The 20,082-nt window shown below is 66.1% G+C and carries 14 protein-coding genes; 11 read left to right on the top strand and 3 right to left on the bottom strand.

Going from position 1 to position 20,082, the window contains the following annotated elements; genetic code table 11:
- Positions 1 to 101 precede the first annotated feature (101 nt).
- Both MON38_RS14575 and MON38_RS14570 read right to left on the bottom strand, forming a co-directional pair.
- The gene (locus tag MON38_RS14575; RefSeq protein WP_241936915.1) at positions 102 to 1,271 is read right to left on the bottom strand and encodes a hypothetical protein; all 1,170 of its coding nucleotides are present in this window, start codon (positions 1,269 to 1,271) and stop codon (positions 102 to 104) included.
- Between the two features lie 199 nt (positions 1,272 to 1,470).
- The gene (locus tag MON38_RS14570) at positions 1,471 to 1,755 is read right to left on the bottom strand and encodes a hypothetical protein (RefSeq protein WP_241936914.1); all 285 of its coding nucleotides are present in this window, start codon (positions 1,753 to 1,755) and stop codon (positions 1,471 to 1,473) included.
- Between the two features lie 1,169 nt (positions 1,756 to 2,924).
- Here MON38_RS14570 and MON38_RS14565 point away from each other — a divergent pair.
- Positions 2,925 to 3,758, top strand: a complete 834-nt coding sequence (locus MON38_RS14565) for a universal stress protein (RefSeq protein WP_241936913.1) — start codon at positions 2,925 to 2,927, stop codon at positions 3,756 to 3,758.
- 181 nt (positions 3,759 to 3,939) lie between these two features.
- Complete coding sequence (locus MON38_RS14560; protein ID WP_241936912.1) at positions 3,940 to 5,961, top strand: cation:proton antiporter domain-containing protein; 2,022 nt, start codon at positions 3,940 to 3,942, stop codon at positions 5,959 to 5,961.
- Here the strand turns inward: MON38_RS14560 and MON38_RS14555 are convergent.
- On the bottom strand, positions 5,958 to 6,842 hold the full coding sequence (locus tag MON38_RS14555) for a bestrophin-like domain (RefSeq protein WP_241936911.1): 885 nt from the start codon (positions 6,840 to 6,842) through the stop codon (positions 5,958 to 5,960). The genes MON38_RS14560 and MON38_RS14555 overlap by 4 nt on opposite strands.
- Before the next feature lie 294 nt (positions 6,843 to 7,136).
- On the opposite strand from MON38_RS14555, the gene MON38_RS14550 reads away from it, so the two are divergent.
- The 9 genes from MON38_RS14550 to adhP all read left to right on the top strand — a co-directional run bounded on the left by MON38_RS14550 (position 7,137) and on the right by adhP (position 19,998).
- Positions 7,137 to 8,594, top strand: coding sequence for a BON domain-containing protein (locus tag MON38_RS14550; protein WP_241936910.1), 1,458 nt, complete (start codon positions 7,137 to 7,139; stop codon positions 8,592 to 8,594).
- Between the two features lie 34 nt (positions 8,595 to 8,628).
- The gene (locus MON38_RS14545; protein WP_241936909.1) at positions 8,629 to 9,456 is read left to right on the top strand and encodes a universal stress protein; all 828 of its coding nucleotides are present in this window, start codon (positions 8,629 to 8,631) and stop codon (positions 9,454 to 9,456) included.
- A complete protein-coding gene (locus tag MON38_RS14540; RefSeq protein WP_241936908.1) occupies positions 9,453 to 9,680 on the top strand; it encodes a hypothetical protein in 228 nt (75 codons plus the stop codon). Before MON38_RS14545 ends, MON38_RS14540 begins: the two co-directional genes overlap by 4 nt.
- Positions 9,681 to 9,848: 168 nt before the next feature.
- Positions 9,849 to 11,489, top strand: a complete 1,641-nt coding sequence (locus MON38_RS14535) for a sensor histidine kinase (RefSeq protein WP_241936907.1) — start codon at positions 9,849 to 9,851, stop codon at positions 11,487 to 11,489.
- The gene (locus MON38_RS14530; RefSeq protein ID WP_241936906.1) at positions 11,467 to 12,519 is read left to right on the top strand and encodes a response regulator; all 1,053 of its coding nucleotides are present in this window, start codon (positions 11,467 to 11,469) and stop codon (positions 12,517 to 12,519) included. Before MON38_RS14535 ends, MON38_RS14530 begins: the two co-directional genes overlap by 23 nt.
- Positions 12,520 to 13,068: 549 nt before the next feature.
- Positions 13,069 to 16,377: a T9SS type A sorting domain-containing protein gene (locus tag MON38_RS14525; protein WP_241936905.1), complete on the top strand. Its 3,309-nt coding sequence runs from the start codon at positions 13,069 to 13,071 to the stop codon at positions 16,375 to 16,377.
- A 439-nt stretch (positions 16,378 to 16,816) separates the two neighbouring features.
- Entirely contained in the window at positions 16,817 to 17,743 is a 927-nt protein-coding gene (locus MON38_RS14520; protein WP_241936904.1) for a coproporphyrinogen III oxidase, read from the top strand.
- A 164-nt stretch (positions 17,744 to 17,907) separates the two neighbouring features.
- On the top strand, positions 17,908 to 18,864 hold the full coding sequence (locus tag MON38_RS14515) for a 1-phosphofructokinase family hexose kinase (RefSeq protein ID WP_241936903.1): 957 nt from the start codon (positions 17,908 to 17,910) through the stop codon (positions 18,862 to 18,864).
- Between the two features lie 48 nt (positions 18,865 to 18,912).
- Positions 18,913 to 19,998 (top strand): alcohol dehydrogenase AdhP, encoded by a 1,086-nt coding sequence (adhP, locus tag MON38_RS14510; protein ID WP_241936902.1) that lies wholly within the window; start codon positions 18,913 to 18,915, stop codon positions 19,996 to 19,998.
- Positions 19,999 to 20,082 lie beyond the last annotated feature (84 nt).

The raw sequence follows: 20,082 nt of genomic DNA, 5'->3' as shown, positions 1-20,082 counted from the left end.
AAAATGGCAGATGAGTAAATGAGTAAGGGGGTGAATGTTCCGCGGTACCACACGGCACCAGTTGAACATTCACCCCCTTACTCATTTACTCATCTGCCATTTTACCGAATAATCGGCATCCGTTCGAACGGCCGCTCCCTATCAAACAAGTACCGGTACGTGGCGTGCGTTTTCACGATGCTCGCCCCGATGGAGCGAATCGTGACCAGCATGCGCGGGTTGAAATCGCCAATCCAGTTCATTTCCAGGTCGGCGTAGCCCGCGTCGATGAACTGCTGGCGCGCATACACCAGCATGGCCGCATCCACGCCCTTGCCCTGGTACTCGGGCACCACGCCGTAGATGATGCCGAACATGCGCTTGTCGGGCCGCCGCATGAAGCGCCAGCGCGCCACCAGAAACCGCAGCTTGCCCCACAAATTCAGCCGCCGGCCCACGTGCCGGAAAATCTGGTTCAGTTCGGGCAGGCTGATGAAAAACGCCACCGGCTCGGAGCCGTGGTAGGCAAACCAGAGCAGGCGCTCGTCCACCACGGGCTTCATTTCCTTCACAATGTTGCGGGCCTGGTCCAGCGTCATCGGCTTCACGCCGCCGTGCTTGGCCCAGGCCAGATTATACACGTGGTGGAAATCGTAGGCCAGCTTCTCGGCATCGGCCTTGCGGGCGTGCTCGAACCGGAATTCGGCCGCGTGCCCGGCAGCCTGCTGGGCAAAGCGGGCGTGCAGCGGGGCCGCCGTAGTGCGGTAGCAGGTGTACTGCTTGAAGTAGAGCTGAAACCCGTACTGCTCGAACAGTGCCTGGTAGTACGGCGGGTGCCAGAACATGCCGTAGTTCGGCGGCCGGTCGAACCCGTCAATCAAGAGTCCCCAGAATCGGTCACGCTCGCCGAAGTTGATGGGGCCGTCCATGGCCTGCATGCCTCGCGCCGCCAGCCACTGCCGGCCCGCGTCGAAAAGCTGGTTGGCCGCCGCCTGGTCGTCGATGCACTCAAAAAAGCCCAGGCCGCCGGTGGGCAGGTCGGGGTTCTGCACGTCGGGCGCGTCGCGGTTGAGGAAGGCCGCCACCCGGCCGATGGTGGTACCGGCCGCATCGGTCAGCACCCAGCGAATGGCCTCGCCATTGGCAAATTTCGGATTCTTGATGGGGTCGAACACCACTTCCACCTCGTTTTCGAGCGGGCCGATGTACTGGGGCACGCCGGCGTGCAGGCGGGCGGGCAGGGTAATGAATTCCCGCGCCAGGAGCGGGGTGGTGACTTCGAGCAGCGGCATACGAAAAGCGAGCTACGGCCGCGCAAAATGGCAGCGACCGGGCCGCAAAGAAACGGCTTGGCGGCGGCCCGGGCCCGGTGCAGGCTCACCGCAAAGCGGGCCCACAGCTACGGCAGCACTTTCACCATCGGTTCTCACGGATTGCCAGATTTGGCCGCGCCCTATCCGCTCCGTGCCCACCAGTTGGTTGGCTGTGGCTTTAGTAGCACAGCCGGAGCGCGCGCAACGGCCGCGAAGCCGTATCGGTACTGCTTGCCCCCAATGCCGACGGTGCCCCCGGCGGTAGGTGCCCGCGCAGTCCGCGGTTGGCCTGAAACTGGGCCAGCAAAAAACAGAACGGGCACTCCCCCCGGCTTTCCCCCGTGCCAATCACCCGCGCTTCGGCCGGAATGCGCTGGGCCACCCGGCAACGCGGGTGGGTATGATAGATGGCTGCCCCGGCATCGTCGGGATGATTGCTGAAGAAGGGGAATGCCGTTTCCATAACAATTCGAATTTTTTTTATAAATGTATGAACTATATCTCCAATTTAATGCACTTATCAAAAAATAAATTTAACTTATCCTTTATAGCTAAAACACTACGCTTTTCAATAGCTCCACCCTGCAAGTTGCTGGCAGGCTACTGTCCCCTCTCAACTTCTAGCCGCAGGCCTCCCAACCCTTCCGCACCGATTAGGGCTGCTTACGTAATGCTGCTGGCAGCTTCAGGGCCTGTCCCAATTAATTAGGTAACCTAAGACCTGCACACTTTAATATAAATGGAACTATCGCCTTTGACGAGCAGCCCAACCAAGGCGCCATGGTGTGTAATACGTGCGGCTTTGTGGGGGCGATGCTCTGGCCGGAGTGCACGGGCGTGGGCTGGCGTAACGTGCCGCCGCATGTAGAGCGCTGGCACCGGGTGGGCGTTGCTCATCAACGTGTGTCATTCCAGTCCATCCGCGCCGGTGCCGGATACGTCGAATGGGGTTTCGGTTTCACTCTGCCGATAACCGGGTCTCATGACCAGAATCAGCTGTCGGGCTGATTCTGGTCATGTGCGGCGGCGGGGGAATGGCAGATATTTGACTTAACATCGACGGAAGAAGCCTTGGCACAGGTCCCGGCCTGGAAATCCGGCCGACCTTCAGGCCGGGCCCGTTGCAGAGCAAAAAACCAGGCCGGCTCCCCTGGCCTGAAACGATTGAACGATAACTCTTAACCTACTGACGGCCTTCTCGTCGAAGGCATCAACCCGGAATGGGCGGGCAGTCTGCGATTGGCTGCCCGTCCTCCGGCAGTAGTTCTACAGATTGTATTGGCCACTACGGCCGGCTTTTCTCCCTTTCTTCTGCATTTTTTCGCTCACTTTTTTTGAACCGTAATGCCAGTGGTGGCGGCCTGGGTAGCCCCTAGGGAGGTGCCGTGGTGGTGGGCGCGGCGCTGGTGAGCCCGGGCGTGTCCGGGCTCACCAGCGCCTTTTGGCACGGAGTAGCGCTTAGGGCGGGCAAGTTCCTGCTGCTGGCCCACGACACCGGGGCCGAGGTGAAGCGGGCCTGCGGGACGCTGCCCCAGCCAGCTCTGGGATGACGCCCGGGCCGCGCGGCTACCGCACGGCCAGCCGAAACCTTCTTCACTCGCCGGCCTGCTGCCGGCCCAACGCCCTACGGCCATGAAATCAACGTTTGTTGTGCTCACCGATTTGTCGGCCGCCGCCGAAAAGGCGCAGGCCTACACCGCCCGGCTGGCCGCGCGCCTGCAGGGCCGCCTGGTGCTGCTGCACGTGTATCTGAGCATCGACCCGCTGCGCAACCCCGCCGAGCTGGTGCTCACGACCGCCGCCGAGCTGGCTGGCCGCGAGCAGGCGCAAGCCGCTTTGCAGCAGCAGGCGCGCCAGCTGCCCGTGCCCGCCGAGGCCGAATTATCGGTTGACACGCTGGCCACGGCCGTGGCCAAAGCGGTGCGCCGCCACCAGCCGCTGTTGCTGGCCGTTGGCCGCGCCACGCAGCCGGCGCGGCTCGGGCCGGCGCTGCCCCACGCGGTGGTGCCCGTGCTGCGGGCGGCCCGCTACCCGGTGCTGCTGGTGCCCGAAAGCTGGCCCGATGCCGCGCTGCCGCAGCGGGTGCTCGTGGCGGCCGATGGCCACCCATTTACCATTGCGGCCCCGGTGCAGGCGCTGCGCGAACTGCTGGCGGCCCTGCGGCCCACCACGGCCGTGGTGCACGTGGCCCCGCAGGCGCACGGCCCCTCGCACGGCGACATGGCCCTGAAATCGGTCTGGAGCACCAACCTCTTCGGCCCGCTCACCAGCAACAGCCTGTACGAAGTGCGGGAGGAAACTCCGGCCGATGGCATTCTGCAAGCTGCGCGGGAGCTCAATTCCCAGCTGATTGTGCTGCTGGCCCGGCCGCACACGTTTCTCGGCGGGCTCTTTCATCGCAGCGTGACGGCGCAGGTGCTGCGCCACAGCCCTGTGCCCGTGCTGGTGCTGCCCACGGTGGATTGACGCGCGCTTTGCACCAACGGTGGAAGTGGCGAACCCTAACCGCGGCTTGCCTGTGAGAATTTTACCGGCTATTGATGACCGTTTTGGAAAGAAATCGGTGGGACAAGTGCCCGGCAATGGCCTGATTCCTAAAATCGTGGGTACGACTCTTCAGGTGGCGCGCCCATTACAGCTGCGCGCCATGAACTACTCCCTGCTCCACGATTTACTGGTTATTCTGCTGCTCTCGGTGGGCGTTACCTTGCTGTTCAACCGCATTCGGCTGCCGTCCATCATCGGGTTTCTGGTAACGGGCATGCTGGCCGGGCCCTACGCCCTGGGCCTGGTGAAGCTGCCCGCCAAGGTCGACAACGTGGCCGAAATGGGCATCATCATGCTCATGTTCACCATCGGGCTGGAATTTTCGGTGCAGAACCTGGGGCGCATCCGGCGGGCGGTTTTTCTGGGCGGCACTTTGCAGGTGGGCCTCACGGTGGCCGCCGTGGCGGTGCTGGGCGTGGCGGCCGGCAATTCGTTCAGCTCGTCGGTGTTCTGGGGGTTTCTGCTGTCGCTGAGCAGCACGGCCATTGTGCTCAAGCTCATGCAGGAGCGTATGGAAGTGGAGTCGGTGCACGGGCAGATTGTGCTGGCCATCCTGCTGTTTCAGGATTTGGCGGTGGTGCCCATGATGCTGCTCATTCCGCTGCTGAGCGGGCAGGCCAGCGGCAGCCCCCTGCTGGCCATGGGCCTGATGGTCGTCAAAATCCTGGCCGTGGTGGCCGCGGTGGGCCTGGGAGCGCGCTACCTCATGCCGAAGGTGTTGCTGGCGGTGGCCCGCACCCGCAGCCGCGAGCTGTTTCTGCTCACCATCATCGGCACCTGTTTGGGCGTGGCCGTGCTCACCGAGCGGGCGGGGCTGTCGCTGGCGCTGGGGGCGTTTCTGGCGGGCCTCATCATCTCCGAATCGGAGTACAGCTACGAGGCCGTGAGCAGCGTGCTGCCGTTCCGGGAGGTGTTTGCCAGCTTCTTTTTCGTGTCCATCGGCATGCTGTTCGATGTGCACGTGCTGCTGGCCCACCCGGTCGAAATCGTGCTGCTCACCATCGGGGTTATTCTGCTGAAAATGCTGCTGACGCCGGTGGCCACGGCCTTTTTGCGCGCCCCGGTGGGCGAGGTGCTGTTCACGGGCATGGCGCTGGCGCAGGTGGGCGAGTTTGCCTTCGTGCTCTCGCGGGCGGGCCTGCGGGCCGGCCTCATCAAGCCCGACAGCTACCAAATTTTCCTGGCCATTTCGGTGCTCACCATGTGCTGCACGCCCGGCGTGATGGCCCTGGCCCGCCCCGTGGTGGCCTGGGTGATGCGCCTGCCCTGGCCCCTCGAGCTGGAGCGGCACCTGCACCTGGACCCCGCGCCCCTCCTGCCGGCCGCCGCGGCCGGCGAGCCGCCCCTCACCGGCCACCTCGTCATCGTAGGCTTTGGACTGAACGGGCGCAACCTGGCCCGCGCCGCCAAGTTTGCCCACCTGCCCTACATCATCCTCGAAGCCGACGCCGACAAGGTGCACCGAGGCCTGAAGCACGGCGAGCGCATCCTGTACGGCGACGTAACCCACGAGCACGTGCTGGAGCACCTCGGGGTGCCCCGGGCCCGGGTGGTGGTGGTGGCCATTTCCGACCCGGCGGCCTCGCTGCGGGCCGTGGCGGCCATCCGGCGGCTCAACCCCGTGGGGTGCGTGCTGGTGCGCAGCCTCTACGTGTACGAGCGCAAAAACCTCTACCACGTGGGCGCCACCGAGGTAATTGCCCAGGAGCAGGAAACCTCGATGGAGGTGCTGGCCCACGTGCTGGCCCGCTTCCTGGTGCCGCTGCCCGACATCGAAAAGGTCATCGGCGAGTTGCGGCACGGCAGCCACGCCATGCTGCGGCCCCACTCCATCACCAAAGCCGCCTGGTCGGGCATCCACGTGCGGCTGACCGGGGCCGAGCTGGCCACCGTGCCCATCGAAACCGACCCGCAGACCTGCCTGGGCGGCGAGCACCTCTCGGAAATCGAGTTGCGGCGGCGCTTCGGCCTGTGCCTGATGGGCATTTGCCGCGACGGCCAGATGTTGGAATCCATCACCACCGAAACGCCCATCCAGCTGCACGACCTGCTCTACGTCTTCGGCAAGCCAGATAAAGTGGAGCAGCTCATCCACGAAATGCAGGCGGTGGAGGCCGCTTAATGCGGCGGAAACAACCGCAACTGGTCGACCAGGATTTCCTGCACGTCGGTGGGCCTGATGATGCCGCGCCGGGGCCGGTCGAGCTCCAGCGTGATGTAGGCCACCAGCGTCACCATCAGGTAAAAGGTGATGACGGCCATCCAGTCGAACCGGCCGCGGTTGGCACTCACGTAGCCCGAAAAAAAGGCCGTGGTGAGGGCAATAATGAACAGCATATACACGATGGCATCGGGCACGTGGGCGCGCAGCGATGCCTGCCGCGTGATGGCATTTACCGTCATCTCGTTCAGGGAATCCACCATTTTGTCGGTGGCGATGTCGCAGCGCGGGTCCGTCGATAGCCGCACCACGCGGTGCCACACCTGCCCGAAAGCCGTATCGGCCCGCACCAGCGTGGCCCGGATAATCACCGAATCGTAGGGCGCTTCTCCGAAGGCGATGCGCGCCTCCAGGTAGTGGCGCAGCTCGCGCCGAAACCCGCTGCGCTCGGGCTCGGGGTAGAGGTTGGCCCGCAGCACGGTGGTGCGAAAGCTGGCGGCCAGCGCCACCAGCGCATCGCGCCGGGCCTGAAACCGGTCGCTGGCCATCGAAAACGAGAAGGCTAGCAGCAGGCCCTGCAAGGCCAGCAGCGAGGCCACGGCCACCGACTGCTCGGTGGTGCCGGCGGCGTAGGGCCGGCGGCGGCGGCCTTCCCACAGCCCGGCCCAGGTGAAGAGCAGCAACAGGCCAAACAGCAGCAGCACCAGCAGGCGCGAATCGGTGCGGTACAGCAGCGAATATTCTCTCATCATTTCCCGGCTTAAATCGCCAAACGGCGCACTCCCCAGCAGCGTGCCGGCGGGTGGGCCCGGCAAATCCAGTCGGTCGGCGAACGGCATCATGGGTTTTTCGGCAGGTGCTTCACGGGGTGAATATCCGCGCGCGGTGCGGGCATTTGCCTGATGAGAATCAGGGCGCCGGCTGTTCATTATCATAGGCCTGGCACTCGGGTTGCCGGGGCCGCTTTTGGCTTGCGCCGGCCGGCCTACATGATTAAAATCAAGCGGCAAGCTGATTGTATTCAATGCCTTGCCCCTGGCCACGGCCGAAATTTGCGCAGTAGCTGCCGCTCCCGGCCGGGCCTCTGCTCCGGCCCGCGCCGCCTGGCTTTTCGCTTCTCTAATCCGCTTCAGCTCATGGAAACCATTGAACAACTCAGCCAGCCCGTGGTGCAGGAAAAAGTAGCCGATGCCGACATTTCGGCGGCCATCGAAACGCTGTTTTTGAGCAGCCGCGGGGTTTCGGCGCACCTCATCGACGTGGCAACTCAGAACGGCATCGTGGCGCTGACCGGCTTCACCGACAGCCTGCTCTCGCGGCAGCGCGCCGAGGAAATTGCCCTGGCCGTGCGCGGGGTGCGCAGCGTGGTGAACGAGCTGGAAATCCGCACGCCGGAGCTGCCCGATGCCGACCTGCGCCGCGACGTGGAGCGCGCCCTGGCCCACGACCCCGCCACCGGCGACTACAACATCACCTGCCTCGTGGCCGACGGAATCGTGACGGTGAGCGGCGTGCTGCAAACCTGGCTGGAAAAGCAGCTGGTGCTGCGTGTGCTGCGCGGGGTGCGGGGCGTGCGCCGCATCGAGGGCGACAACCTGAAAGTGCGCGGCGGCGAAATCATGAATTCCGACGAGGAAATCTCCACGGAAATCCGCGAAATTCTCGACTGGGATATTCGGGTGAACAGCGCGTTGGTGGAAGTGCAGACCACGGACAAGGTGGTACACCTCGCGGGCACGGTGGGCTCGGGGGCCGAGAAGGAGCACATCATCAGCGTGGCCTACCAGGCCGGGGCCCGGCAGGTGCAGGCGCAGGATTTGTTTGTGGCCCACTGGGCCGTGGTGGGCGATTTGCGGCGCGACAAGTTTGCCCCGCGCGCCGATGCGGACATTGCCCAGGCCGTGCGCGACACCTTCCGCCACGACCCGCGCGTGCGCCCCGCCGAGCCGGGCGTGCGCGTGTACCACGGCTACGTCACGCTCACCGGCACGGTGAGTAACCTGCGCGCCCGCCTCGATGCCGAGCAGGACGCCCGCCACGTGGTGGGCGTGTGGGACGTGCAGAACCGCCTGAAAGTGCGCCCGCCGCACGACGAGCCCGACTCGATTATCCGGCAGAACATCCGCGACGCGCTGGCCCGCGACCCCTACGTGGGCGACTTCGACTTTATGGTGCTGGTGCGCAACGGCAAAGTGTACCTCGATGGGCGCGTGGGCAACCACTTCGAGCAGGAGCACGCCGCCGACGTGGCCGCCGGCATCGGCGGCGTGGCCGAGGTGGTGAACCGCCTGGAGGCCACCGGCAGCACCTGCGCCACCGGCGTGCGCCCCTACGGCCCGCCCGCCTGGGGCCTGCGCCCCACCCTGCTGCCCGACCCCGACTACGCCCTGGCCGAGCGCATCCGGCGGCGGCATTTCTGGTCGGCCAGCCTCTACCACCAGGATGTGCACGTGGCCGTGGAAAACGGCGTGGCCCTGCTCACCGGCACCGTCGATACCTGGTTCGACCGCGAGCAGGCCGGCTTCGAGGCCTACGAGGCCGGGGCCCGCTTCGTGAACAACGAGCTGAAAGTGCACTCGCCGGCGCACGCTTAACCACTGGTTTTCACCCCCTTTTTCTCCTCTCATCATGTCGTCCTGCATCGCCGTCCTCACCGATTTTTTCGCCGTTTCGAACCGGGCCCTTTCCTACGCCGCCGGGCTGCCCGTGCCCCTGAAGGCGCACCTGCTCCTGCTGAACGCGCAGCACGACCCCTTGCTGGCGCCTGAAGAGTTTGGCGATTACCAGACCTGGACGGGCCGGCAAAAAACGTTTTACGAACTGGAGAAGCTGGCCTCGGCCCAGTCCGTGCCCACCGAAGTCGACATGGCCGATGAGCCGCTCTCGGAAGCGGTGCGCGAGGTGCTGCGCGAGCGCGACCTGCGGTTGGTGGTGCTGGGGCAGCCCGGTTTCGAGAACGCGCCGCCCGACCTGGTGGCCCGCACGGCCCTGGGCCTGCTGCGCCGCGTGGCCTGCCCGCTGCTGGTGGTGCCGGCCGCGGGCTGGGACCAGTTTCCGCCCCGTCGTCTGCTGCTGGCCGTCGATGGCGAGCCGTTCGAGCTCGGCCCGCAGCACGGCGCCGTGTACCGCCTGCTGCGCGACTTCGGCGGCACGCTGGAGGCCGTGCACGTGACCGACGACGAGCACGCCCGGCCCACGGCCGGCGCCCTGCTCGAAACCATCACCCAAAACGACTTCGTGGCAGACACCCGCGACGCCCCGCTGCACCTGCACGAGCGCTACCACCCGCGCGTGGTGGACGGCATTCTGGCCGAAGCGGCCCAGCTGGCGGCCGATATGCTGGTGGTGGTGGCCCGGCACCGCAGCTTCATGGGCAGCCTGTTTCAGGAGAGCACCACGGCCCGGCTCATTCAGGAAAGCTCCATTCCGGTGCTGGTGCTGCCGGCCGACGCATGAGTGGACGAGGTTCTGAGGCGCTCGGCGCGGCCGAATCCTTGCTGCCAGCCGGGGTGCCGCGCGCCTGGGGAGATGCCCAGCTGAATGCTACGAAGCCAACGCCCTGGCCCTCCGACACGCTGGCGCCGATGCTCGAAGAGGAGCTGCCGGACGACGCGCTGACCGAAACCGCCGGCCTGGCGCGCAACGCCGATGCGCTGGGCCCCTACGCGGGTTCCTTCTAGGTTTTTGGGAGTTGCCGGAGCGGCATTTATTATCCTGCGGCGCTGCAAAAGCCAACTGGCTAATAAACCATTGGTTAGCCTGGCAAGCGCACTGCTTGCGCTGGTGGCGCGCGGGTGCAAACAGTTAAACAATATTGATGTTTTACAATATTTTCTGTTATTGTGCCAATGTCTGGCAAAAGCCGGCAGCCGCCCATGCCCGCCAACCGGTACCGCAACCCGCTCACCGACATTCTCTTTGAGAAGAGCAAGGAGTTTATGGGCCTGTACCACGTCGGGCAGGGCTGGTTTACGCACGTGAACACGGCCGGCTACCAGCTGCTGGGCTACTCCTCGGCCCAGGCGCTGTACGATGACCCCGCCCGCACCCTGCGCGCCCGCCACCTCACGCCGGCCGAATGGGACGAGCTGCGCGAGCGGGTGCTGCGCGACGGCTACTACGCGGTCGAAATGGAGCTGCGCCGGCAGTCGGGCGACACCTTCTGGGCTCACGTCGAGCTGACCTGCCTGTGGGTGGAAGAGCAAGCCTATTTCGTGGTGCACCTCACCGATACCACGCCGCTGCACGTGGCCGAGCACCGCCTGGCCGAGAGCATGGGCCGCTTCGAGGCCGTGGTGAGCCACGCCACCATCGGCATTGTGATGTGCAACCGGGCCGGCGACATTGTGCTGGCCAACGACAAGGCCCGGCAGCTGTTCGGCTATCCGGATAACACCTTACTGCACCAGCGCATCGAAGCACTGGTGCCGGCGGCCATCGGCCGCTACCACGAGCAGCTGCGCGAATCCTTTCACGCCCGGCCCGCCATGCGGGCCATGGGCCACAACCGCGACCTGCTGGCCCGCCGCCACGACGGCTCGGAATTTCCCGTGGAAGTGAGCCTGAGCTATTTCCAGCTGGACGGGGAGCTGTTCGTGGTGGCCTACATCATCGACATCACCGCCAAAAAAGAGGCCGAGCAGGAGCTGCATGCCCAGCACCGGCGCGTGGCCCAGCTCAATGCCGAGCTGGAGCAGAAAGTGGCCGACCGCACCCAGGCCCTGGGAGCCACCCTGAACCAGCTGGAGCAGCGCACCCGCGAATTGAGCCAGGCCCTGGCCGCCGAGCAGGAGCTGGGCGAGCTCAAAACGCGCTTCGTGAGCATGGCCTCGCACGAGTTTCGGACGCCGCTCACGGCCGTGCTCACCTCGGTGATGCTGCTGGAGAAGTACACCGAAACCGAGCAGCAGGCCCAACGCCAGCGCCACCTCAACCGCATCCGCACCTCGGTGAAGCACCTGACCGACATTCTGGAGGAGTTTTTATCAGTGGGCCGGCTGGAGGATGGCCGCCTGCCCCTGAACCGCGCCGAGCTGGCCCTGGCCCCGCTGGTGCACGAAGCCGTGGCCGAAGTAACCGGCCTGCGCAAGCCCGGCCAGCGCATCGAGCTGGCCCTGGCCCCCGGCCTGCCGCCGCTGTGGCAGGATGCCTCGCTGCTGCGCAAAGTGCTGGCCAACCTGCTCTCCAACGCCCTGAAATACTCGGCCGAAAACACCACCGTGGCCGTGCGCGCCACCCTCGAAGACCAGTGGCTGCGCCTCACGGTGCAGGACCAGGGCATCGGCATTGCGCCCGACGACCAGGAACGGCTGTTTCAGCGGTTTTTTCGGGCCCGCAACGCCGCCAACCTGCCCGGCACCGGCCTGGGCCTCTACATTGTGGCCCGCTACGTGGAACTGCTGGGCGGCACCGTGGCCCTGCGCAGCGAGCTGGGCGCGGGCACCACCGTCACCATCACCCTGCCCTATGAAAAGCATTCTGCTGATTGAAGACAGCGACATCGTGCGCGAAAACACGGCCGAGATTCTGGAGCTGGCCGGCTACGACGTGCACACCGCCGAAAACGGCAAAGTGGGCGTCGAAAAAGCCCTGCTGACCACGCCCGATTTGGTGGTGTGCGATATCATGATGCCCGTGCTCGACGGCTACGGCGTGCTGCACATCTTCAACCAGCACCCGCAGCTGGCGGGCGTGCCCTTCATCTTCCTCACGGCCCGCACCGAGCGCGCCGACCAGCGCCGCGGCATGGAGCTGGGCGCCGACGACTACCTCACCAAGCCCTTCGAGGAAACCGAGCTGCTCACGGCCATCCGCAGCCGCCTGAGCCGCTTCCGCCAGCTGCAGCCCCACTACGACCTGCACCAGCCCGGCGGCCTGCCCGCGTTTCTGGACGATGCCACCGCCGTGGGCAGCCTGCACGGCCTCACCACCGACCGCCGGCCGCACCTGCTGGCCCGCAAGCAGGTGCTCTACGCCGAGGGCGACGAGGCCACCCGGCTGTACTTCGTGCAAAGCGGCCGCGTGAAAACCGTGCGCCGCACCGCCAACGGCAAGGAGCTGATTACGGGCGTGTATGGGCCGGGCGAGTTTTTTGGCTACCTGCCGCTGCTGCAGCAGCGCCCGCACACCGACACGGCCGTGGTGCTCGACGACGCGGCCCTGCTCTACATTCCGCAGGAAGACTTTGAGCTGCTGCTGCACCGCCACCCGGCCGTGGGGCAGCAGTTTGTGCGCCTGCTGGCCGGCCAGGTAGAGGACCGCGAGCAGCAGCTGCTGGGCATGGCCTACGACTCGCTGCGCCGCCGGGTGGCCAGCACGCTGCTGCGCCTGCACGAGCAGGGCGGGGACGAGCCGGCCGGCATCCAGTTCTCGCGCGACGACCTGGCCGCCGTGGTGGGCACCACCCCGGAGTCGCTGATTCGGACCCTGAGCGAGTTCAAAGCCGATGGCCTGATTGAGCTCACGCCCAAAAGCATTCAGGTGCTGCGGGCCGACAAGCTGTGCCAGCCCAACTGGTAGCGGGCCAGGGACGGGCTGACCAGCAGCCCGAGGGAATGAGCACAATCAACTCCCCGGATGATGCGCATCAGGGGCGGGCGGGCGGAAAAAGCGGAGCTTTGAAAATGAGTCAAACCCCACGCCCCGGCCGGCTTCCTGGCTGAGCGGTGGGCGGTGTGGGGGCCCGGCCTGGTGCTACAGCCAGCCCTCCGGCAACCAACTGACGGGGTTTGGTAAGCGTCAAAAAAACGATTCACGATGGAAAAGCGATGCCTTTGCCTGATGTGCCACCCCAGCCGGGCCGATACGCGCCGGCCGGTTTTGCCTGGCTAACGCGGTAGCAACCGGGTGGCGGCGCTAAGCCGCTCCGGCCCGCATGGCCCCGCGCGGTGCGTTCCATCCATTCTCAATCCTACGCCTATGCAATTGCTCTCCATTCGGGCAGGGTAGCCGGCTATTGACCGCTGCTACCGGCCCCGTGTGCTCATTCTGGTTTTGCTACCACTCCTCCCGCTACCAGCCCCATGCCTTCCGCCAACAACGCCTTTTTTCCTGCAAATTCTTACGCTCATGAAAAATTTATGGTACTGTTTCGGTGGGGCTACGGCCCCGCGCTCGGCTGTCGGGGGTAGCTCCGGCCCGCTGGTGGCGCTTCTTTTTCTGCTGTTGCTGGCCGCGGCCCGGCCCGCCGGGGCGCAAAACGCGGCGGCCAACCTCGACCAGATTCGCAACGGCTCCTACGCCAGCCCACAGGTGCCGCCCGACTGGGTAAACGGCAACGCAGGCGCCCAGCAGGCCCACTTCCTCGAAGGCCATTCCATTGCCTACCGGATGGTAATCACCAATTTAACGGCCGGGGCGCACACGGTTATCATTGGTTGGGATGTGCGCGATGGCAGCAAAAACGCCCTCGATTTCATTACCCACTATCAAAACCTGCTGCCCCACGGCCAGTTCAACCACCCGGCCGAAACCGTGAACCCATTGGATGGCCTGGGTTTGAGCAGCCCTTCGGTGGTAACGTTCCCCATTGCCGCGCCCGCCCAGATTCCGGCCCTGCCGAGCAGCTTCAGCTTTTACCAGCTGCAGGCGGCCGGCAAAGAGCTGATGACCATGTTCAACGGCACCACCATCGACAACCTGCAGTACGTGGTGCAGGGCAACCGCAGCCTGGCCCACGCCGAAACCCAGCTGGCCATCACGTTTCATACCACGCAGCCCACGGTGGTGTTTGCCTGGGGCGGCCACATCGGCAGCCAGGTCGACTGGGGCCCGGGTACTTCGGCGGTCAACATCAACGGCTCGCCCTACCACACGCGGCTGATTTCGCTGGACGGCAGCGGCGGCAACCAGGACCGGTCGCTCTCGGCCGATGCGGTGGCCCAGCCGCCCACTTGCGCCTTCGGCGGGCCCAGCAGCGGCTGCGCTGGCGCGCCGCTCACTTTCACCGGCCCGGCGGGCATGAGCAGCTACCTCTGGACCGTGACGGGCGGAGGGGCCTCTCCCACCAGCGGCACCGGCCAGTCCATCACGGTCACGGCCTCGTCGTCGTACAGCATTCAATTGGTAACGGTGAAGTCGGGCCTGACGTCGGGCGACAACTGCCAGCAGGCCGTAACGATAAACCCCACCACAACGGCCACCGCTTTAGTCGACCTGACGCGCTGCCCGGGCGCGAGCGCCACGTTTACAACCACGGCCTCCGGCGCCGGGCCCTTCAGCTATAGCTGGACCCGGAACGGCGTGCCCATCAGCGGCGCCACCGATGCCAGCTACACCATTGCCAGCGTGAGCGCCGCCGATGCCGGCACGTATGCCGTGACGGTGAGCGGCGCCTGCGGCGCGGCCCCGCGCAGCGCCACCCTGACCGTGAATGATAACGCCGCCGCCACGGCCCTGACCGACCTGACGCTGTGCCCCGGTGCCAGCGCCACATTCGCCACCACGGCCTCGGGCACCGGGCCTTTTGCTTACGTCTGGGCCCTCAACGGCGTGCCCATTGCCGGTGCCACCGATGCCAGCTACACCATCGCCAGCGTAAGCAAGGCCGATGCCGGCACCTACACTGTGACGGTAAGCGGCGCCTGCGGGTCGGCCGAACGCAGTGCGTTGCTGCTAGTGAATGATATCACGACCACCACAGCCTTGAGCGGGTTGACGCGCTGCCCCGGCGCCAGTGCCACGTTCACAACCACGGCCTCGGGCACCGGGCCTTTTGCCTACGCCTGGACGCGGAACGGGATGCCCATCAGCGGCGCCACCGATGCCAGCTTCACCATTGCCAGCGTGAGCGCGGCCGATGCCGGCACCTACGCCGTGACGGTCAGCGGCGCGTGCGGCACAGCCCCGCGCAGCGCTACCCTGACCGTGAACGAGCGCGCCGCAGCAACCGCTTTAGTCGACCTGACGCGCTGCCCCGGCGCGAGTGCCACGTTCACAACCACCGCCTCCGGCACCGGGCCTTTCAAATATAGCTGGACCCGGAACGGGGTGCCCATTAGTGGGGCTACCGATGCCAGCTACACCATCGCCAGCATGAGTACGGCCGATGCGGGCACCTACGCCGTGACGGTGAGCGGCGCCTGCGGCTCGGCCGAGCGCAGTGCGTTGCTCAACATCAGCGAAGCAACGGCAGCCACGGCCCTGACCAGCCTCACGCAGTGCGATGGCACCAGCGCCACGTTCAGCACCACGGCTTCCGGCACCGGCCCCTTCAGCTACAGCTGGGCGAAAAACGGGGTACCCATCAGCGGCGCTGACGGGCCCAGCTATACCATTGCGGCGCTGGGTCTGGCCGATGCCGGCACCTACGCCGTGACGGTAACGGGCCTGTGCAACGCGGCAACACAGTCGGCAGCCCTGGTGGTGAACAGCTGCTCGGTGCAGCATTGCACCCTCACGCAGGGGGGCTATGGCAACGGCAACGGCGTCATCTGCAAATACCCCGGCGTGCGCCGCACGCAGCTGATTGCCGACATGCTCATCACCAACGACGTGGTGCTGGGCACCGCCGGCCGGAGCCTGACGTACTCGCACACGCCCGGCACCAGCAGCGCGGCCAACCTGGCCCGCCTGGCCACGGCGCAGTGCATCATCGACAAAATGCCCGCCGGCGGTACGGCAGCGGCCTTCCCAACCACCCTGGGCAATGTCAACGGCTGCAGCGCCCTGCCCAACAGCTTGCTGAGAAACGGCAAGTTCAACAACGTGCTGATTGGGCAGACCCTGGCCCTGGCCCTCAACGCCCGCCTGGATAATACCTTGAGCGGCGTGGTCCTGACGGCGTCGATGCAGTCGTACGCCACCCTGAACTGCACTTCGCTCGACCCGGCCGACCTCTCCGGCATCGTGCGCACCATGCCGGCGGCAGTGCTCGGCAACCTGAGCTACCTGGGCAACAGCCCCACGGTGGGCTCGCTGCTGGCGCTGGCCAACAAAGCCCTGGGCGGAGTGGCCTACGCCAACGCGGGCGGCAACCCCACGGCTTCGGAAATCAGCGGCGCCGCCGGGGCCATCAACGAGCTGTTTGATAACTGCCGCGTGGCCCGTACCAGCAGCCCCGTTGCGGCCCGGCCGGCCCTTGGCGGCGAGGCCGCGTCGGTAGCCGTCAGCTCGCTCGATGAAGCCCTGCACGCCTACCCGAACCCCTTCCCGGCCACCACCACGCTGGAATTTGCCCTGCCGCAAACCACCAGCTACCAGCTGGCCGTGTTCGACCTGAAAGGCCGCGAAGTGGTGCGGGTGAGCAGCGGCGAAGCCCAGGCCGGCGTGCGCTACAGCTTCCCCATCGGCGGCGGCCTGCTGCAGGAAGGCATTTACGTAGTGCGCCTCGTGACAGCCCAGCGCACGCAAACCATCCGCCTGAACCTGATTCACTAAGCAGGCTTCTGAAGTGGCCAGAAGGGCCGGCAGCGCACGCTGCCGGCCCTTTTTTTGAGGTAATGCGGGCTAGTGGCCCACCGCGCCTGATAAGCATCAGCTAGGCACCTGATGGGCATCAGCGCAGCGGCGGCTCATAAGCCGGAGATTTGAACTGTCAAGCCCTTCTGATTCAGCTTGTCTGCGTGTGTGCCGAAAGCAATGCTTTGCCGGAGGACACTTGCGGGTTCTGCATCCGTGGGCGGGCCAACCCGTTCGTTTTCGCACCTACTCCAGCCGCCGGAGGCTATTAACCGGCCTTTTGCGCGGCTTGCCGAAACGAACTGCCGGGACAGATTGCGCCTTGCCCCGGCACCAGTTTTCCTTCCCTTCCAACTGAAAAAGCGCCTTTCAGCGAAGCTGGCAGCCGTTTTTCAGTTGGGCAGCCGCGTGCGAAACCATGAAATATGATACCATTCTTCCGCTGACGTTTGCGCCGCGCCCCGGGGCCGAAGCCTGGATGCGGCAGTTTCAGGACTGGCTGTGCCACCGGCTGGAAACAGCCGACGGGGGCGGCCACCGGTTTCGGCCCGAAGAATGGGCACACGGCGGCGGCGGCGGCACCACGCACACCCTGGAGCAGGGCGCGGTGCTGGAAAAAAGCAGCGTGGCCTTTGCGGCCGTGTGGGATGTGATGAGCAAGCCGCTGGCCCAGCGCCTGCGCCTGCGCGACCCGCGCTATTTTGTGGCCAGCCTGCAGGCGGGCCTGCACCCGCGCAGCCCCATGGTGCCCGGCGCGCACCTGCACCTGCGCTACGTGGAGGCCGCCACGGGCGAGGCCTGGTTTGGCGGCAGCCTCGACCTGACCCCGACGTACGTGGACGTGGCCCAGGCCCGCTGGTTTCATCAGCAGCTGCAGGAAATGTGCGGCCTGCACGACGCCAGCTACTACCCGCGCTTCAAGGCCGGGGCCGACGCCCATTTTTACCTGCCCCACCGGGGCGAAACCCGCGGCGTGGGCGGCCTGTACTTCGACCGCCTGCAGGTAGGCCGCGATGGCCTGTTTGAGGAGCTGCTGGCGTTTGTGCAGGACGTGGGCGAAGTGTACGGCCGCACCTACGGCACGCTGATGAGCCAGAACGCCGGCCGGCCCTACGCCGAGCCCGAGAAGCGCTGGCAGCAGCTGCGGCGCGGCCGCTACGCCGAGTTCAGCCTGACGATGGAGCGCCCCGAGCCAGCCTGCCGCTGCCCGCAGAGCCTGGTGCTGGGCCTGCCCCCGCGCGCCGAATGGTACCACCACCACACCCCCGCCCCGGGCTCGGCCGAGGCCCAGACCCTGCAATGGCTGCGCCCGGGCATCGACTGGCTGCACGCCGGGGCCGCGTAGGCAGGCCAGCGGCGGGGGCCGCAACCCGTGCCGCCCTAATATCTATCAGCCCGGCGGCTGATTATCGTCAGGGTTTGGCGGGCGGCGGGCTTCGTCCTTTGAGCCTCGCACCGCCGGCTGCGGGCCAGCGGCTGACACGTTTCCCACCAAAAACCCTTGCTGCCATGCCCACCATCGTCACCCTCACCCTAAGCCCGGCCCTGGACAAAAGCACCACGGTAGCCGGCCTCGTGCCCGACCATAAACTGCGTTGCACCGCACCCGTCATTCAGGCGGGGGGCGGCGGCATCAACGTATCGCGCGGGTTGCGCCGGCTGGGCAGCTTATCGGTGGCCGTGTTTCCGGCGGGCGGGCCCACGGGCAGCCATTTGCAGGAGCTGCTCACGGCCGAGCACATTGCCCAGACCGTGGTGCCCACCAAAATGCCCACCCGCGAAAACTTTGTAGTAACCGATACCACCACCCAGCAGCAGTACCGCTTCGGCCTGCCCAGCGTCCACCTTAGCGCCGCCGAGCAGCACCTGCTGCTCGAAAAGCTGAGCCACTTTATGAGCCCGCCGAAGTTTCTGGTGGTGAGCGGCAGCCTGCCGCCCGGCGTGCCGCCCGGTTTCCTGGCCAAAGTGGTGCGCCAGGCCCGGGCCGTGGGCACCAAGGTCATCGTCGACACCGCGGGCCCGGCCCTGCGCCAGGCCGTCGACGCGGGCGCTTACCTCATCAAGCCCAACCTGCACGAATTGAGCCGACTGGCCGGCGTGGCCGAGCTCGACCGGGCAGCCGTGGCCGCCGCAGCTCGCCGCCTCATTGGCCGCACCCGCTGCCAGGCCGTGGTGGTGTCGCTGGGGGCCGAAGGGGCCTGCCTCATCACCCACAACAGCGAGGAACACATCCCGGCCCCAGCCGTGCTGCGCCGCAGCACCGTGGGCGCCGGCGACAGCATGGTGGCCGGCATCGTGCACGCCCTGGCCCAGGACCGCACCTTTGCCGAAGCCGCCCGCCTGGGCGTGGCCTGCGGCACGGCCGCCACCATGAACCCCGGCACCGAGCTGTTTCACTGCGACGACGCGCACGAGCTCTACAAGCAGCTGCGCCACGCCCAGCCCGCCGAATACGCCCTGAACTAATTGCCCGGGCACTTTAGCATCTCATTAATTATCACCTCCCAGAAAACCATGCCCTCCCCCACCATGAAAGCCGCCGTGTGCCACGCCTACGGCGAGCCGCTGCAAATTGAGCACGTGCCGGTGCCGGAAGTGCCGCCCGGCCGCATTCTGGTGCAGGTGGCGGCCGGCGGCGTGTGCCACACCGATTTGCACGCCATCAACGGCGACTGGCCGGTGAAGGCCACCCTGCCCCTCATTCTGGGCCACGAGGGCGTGGGCACGGTGGTGGCCCTGGGCACCGGCGTAACGGCCGTGCAGCTGGGCGACCGCGTGGGCGTGCCGTGGCTGTTCACCGCCTGCGGGCACTGCGAATACTGCCGCACCGGCTGGGAAACCCTCTGCGAAAAGCAGCAGAACACCGGCTACTCGGTGCCCGGCAGCTACGCCGAGTACGTGCTGGCCGACCCCGACTACGTTGGCCTGCTGCCCGACAACCTGTCATTCCAGGAAGCCGCGCCCATTCTGTGCGCCGGCGTCACGGTGTACAAGGGCCTGAAGGAAACCGAGGTGAAGCCCGGCCAGTGGGTCGTGATTTCGGGTGTGGGCGGGCTGGGCCACCTGGCGGTGCAATACGCCCGCGCCATGGGCATGCGCGTGGCCGCCGTCGACATTCGCGCTGACCAACTGGCGCTGGCCCGGTCCGTCGGGGCCGAGCTGGTGGTGAACGCGGCCGAGGAAGATGCCGTGGCCGTTATTCAGGAGCGCATTGGCGGGGCGCACGGCGTGCTCGTCACGGCCCCATCGCAGCCGGCGTTTGCGCAGGGCGTGGCCATGCTGCGCCGCCGGGGCACGTTGGCGTTGGTGGGCCTGCCGCCGGGCAGCTTCGAGCTGAGCATTTTTGACATGGTGCTAACGCGTAAAACCGTGCGCGGCTCCATCGTGGGCACCCGGCAGGACCTCACCGAAAGCCTGGCCTTCGCCGCCCAGGGCAAGGTAAAAGTGCATTACCACTGCGAGCCGCTCGAAAACATCAACCAGGTGCTGGATGCCATGAAAGCCGGCACCATCGAAGGCCGCGTGGTGCTCGACCTTACCGCTGCGGCTCCCTTAGCGGCCGGATTTGCCGCAAATGAGGCGTTGATTGAACTGGTATAGCATCACTGAAATCCCTGCGGCTAATTTGCCAGTGAGGATGTAGAGACGCGACACTTCGCGTCTCTGCGTTCACGCCGCCAAGCC

It is taken from the genome of Hymenobacter cyanobacteriorum, assembly GCF_022631375.1.
GTDB lineage: Bacteria > Bacteroidota > Bacteroidia > Cytophagales > Hymenobacteraceae > Hymenobacter > Hymenobacter cyanobacteriorum.
Note: the sequence above shows the minus strand (reverse complement) of the source record. Positions and strands in the feature narration are given on the sequence as shown.

Bases quoted from the DNA above. Each gene is read 5' to 3' on its own strand.
- MON38_RS14575 (WP_241936915.1), bottom strand. From the start codon at position 1,271: ATGCCGCTGCTCGAAGTCACCACCCCGCTCCTGGCGCGGGAATTCATT.
- MON38_RS14570 (WP_241936914.1), bottom strand. From the start codon at position 1,755: ATGGAAACGGCATTCCCCTTCTTCAGCAATCATCCCGACGATGCCGGG.
- MON38_RS14565 (WP_241936913.1), top strand. From the start codon at position 2,925: ATGAAATCAACGTTTGTTGTGCTCACCGATTTGTCGGCCGCCGCCGAA.
- MON38_RS14560 (WP_241936912.1), top strand. From the start codon at position 3,940: ATGAACTACTCCCTGCTCCACGATTTACTGGTTATTCTGCTGCTCTCG.
- MON38_RS14555 (WP_241936911.1), bottom strand. From the start codon at position 6,842: ATGATGCCGTTCGCCGACCGACTGGATTTGCCGGGCCCACCCGCCGGC.
- MON38_RS14550 (WP_241936910.1), top strand. From the start codon at position 7,137: ATGGAAACCATTGAACAACTCAGCCAGCCCGTGGTGCAGGAAAAAGTA.
- MON38_RS14545 (WP_241936909.1), top strand. From the start codon at position 8,629: ATGTCGTCCTGCATCGCCGTCCTCACCGATTTTTTCGCCGTTTCGAAC.
- MON38_RS14540 (WP_241936908.1), top strand. From the start codon at position 9,453: ATGAGTGGACGAGGTTCTGAGGCGCTCGGCGCGGCCGAATCCTTGCTG.
- MON38_RS14535 (WP_241936907.1), top strand. From the start codon at position 9,849: ATGTCTGGCAAAAGCCGGCAGCCGCCCATGCCCGCCAACCGGTACCGC.
- MON38_RS14530 (WP_241936906.1), top strand. From the start codon at position 11,467: ATGAAAAGCATTCTGCTGATTGAAGACAGCGACATCGTGCGCGAAAAC.
- MON38_RS14525 (WP_241936905.1), top strand. From the start codon at position 13,069: ATGAAAAATTTATGGTACTGTTTCGGTGGGGCTACGGCCCCGCGCTCG.
- MON38_RS14520 (WP_241936904.1), top strand. From the start codon at position 16,817: ATGAAATATGATACCATTCTTCCGCTGACGTTTGCGCCGCGCCCCGGG.
- MON38_RS14515 (WP_241936903.1), top strand. From the start codon at position 17,908: ATGCCCACCATCGTCACCCTCACCCTAAGCCCGGCCCTGGACAAAAGC.
- adhP (WP_241936902.1), top strand. From the start codon at position 18,913: ATGCCCTCCCCCACCATGAAAGCCGCCGTGTGCCACGCCTACGGCGAG.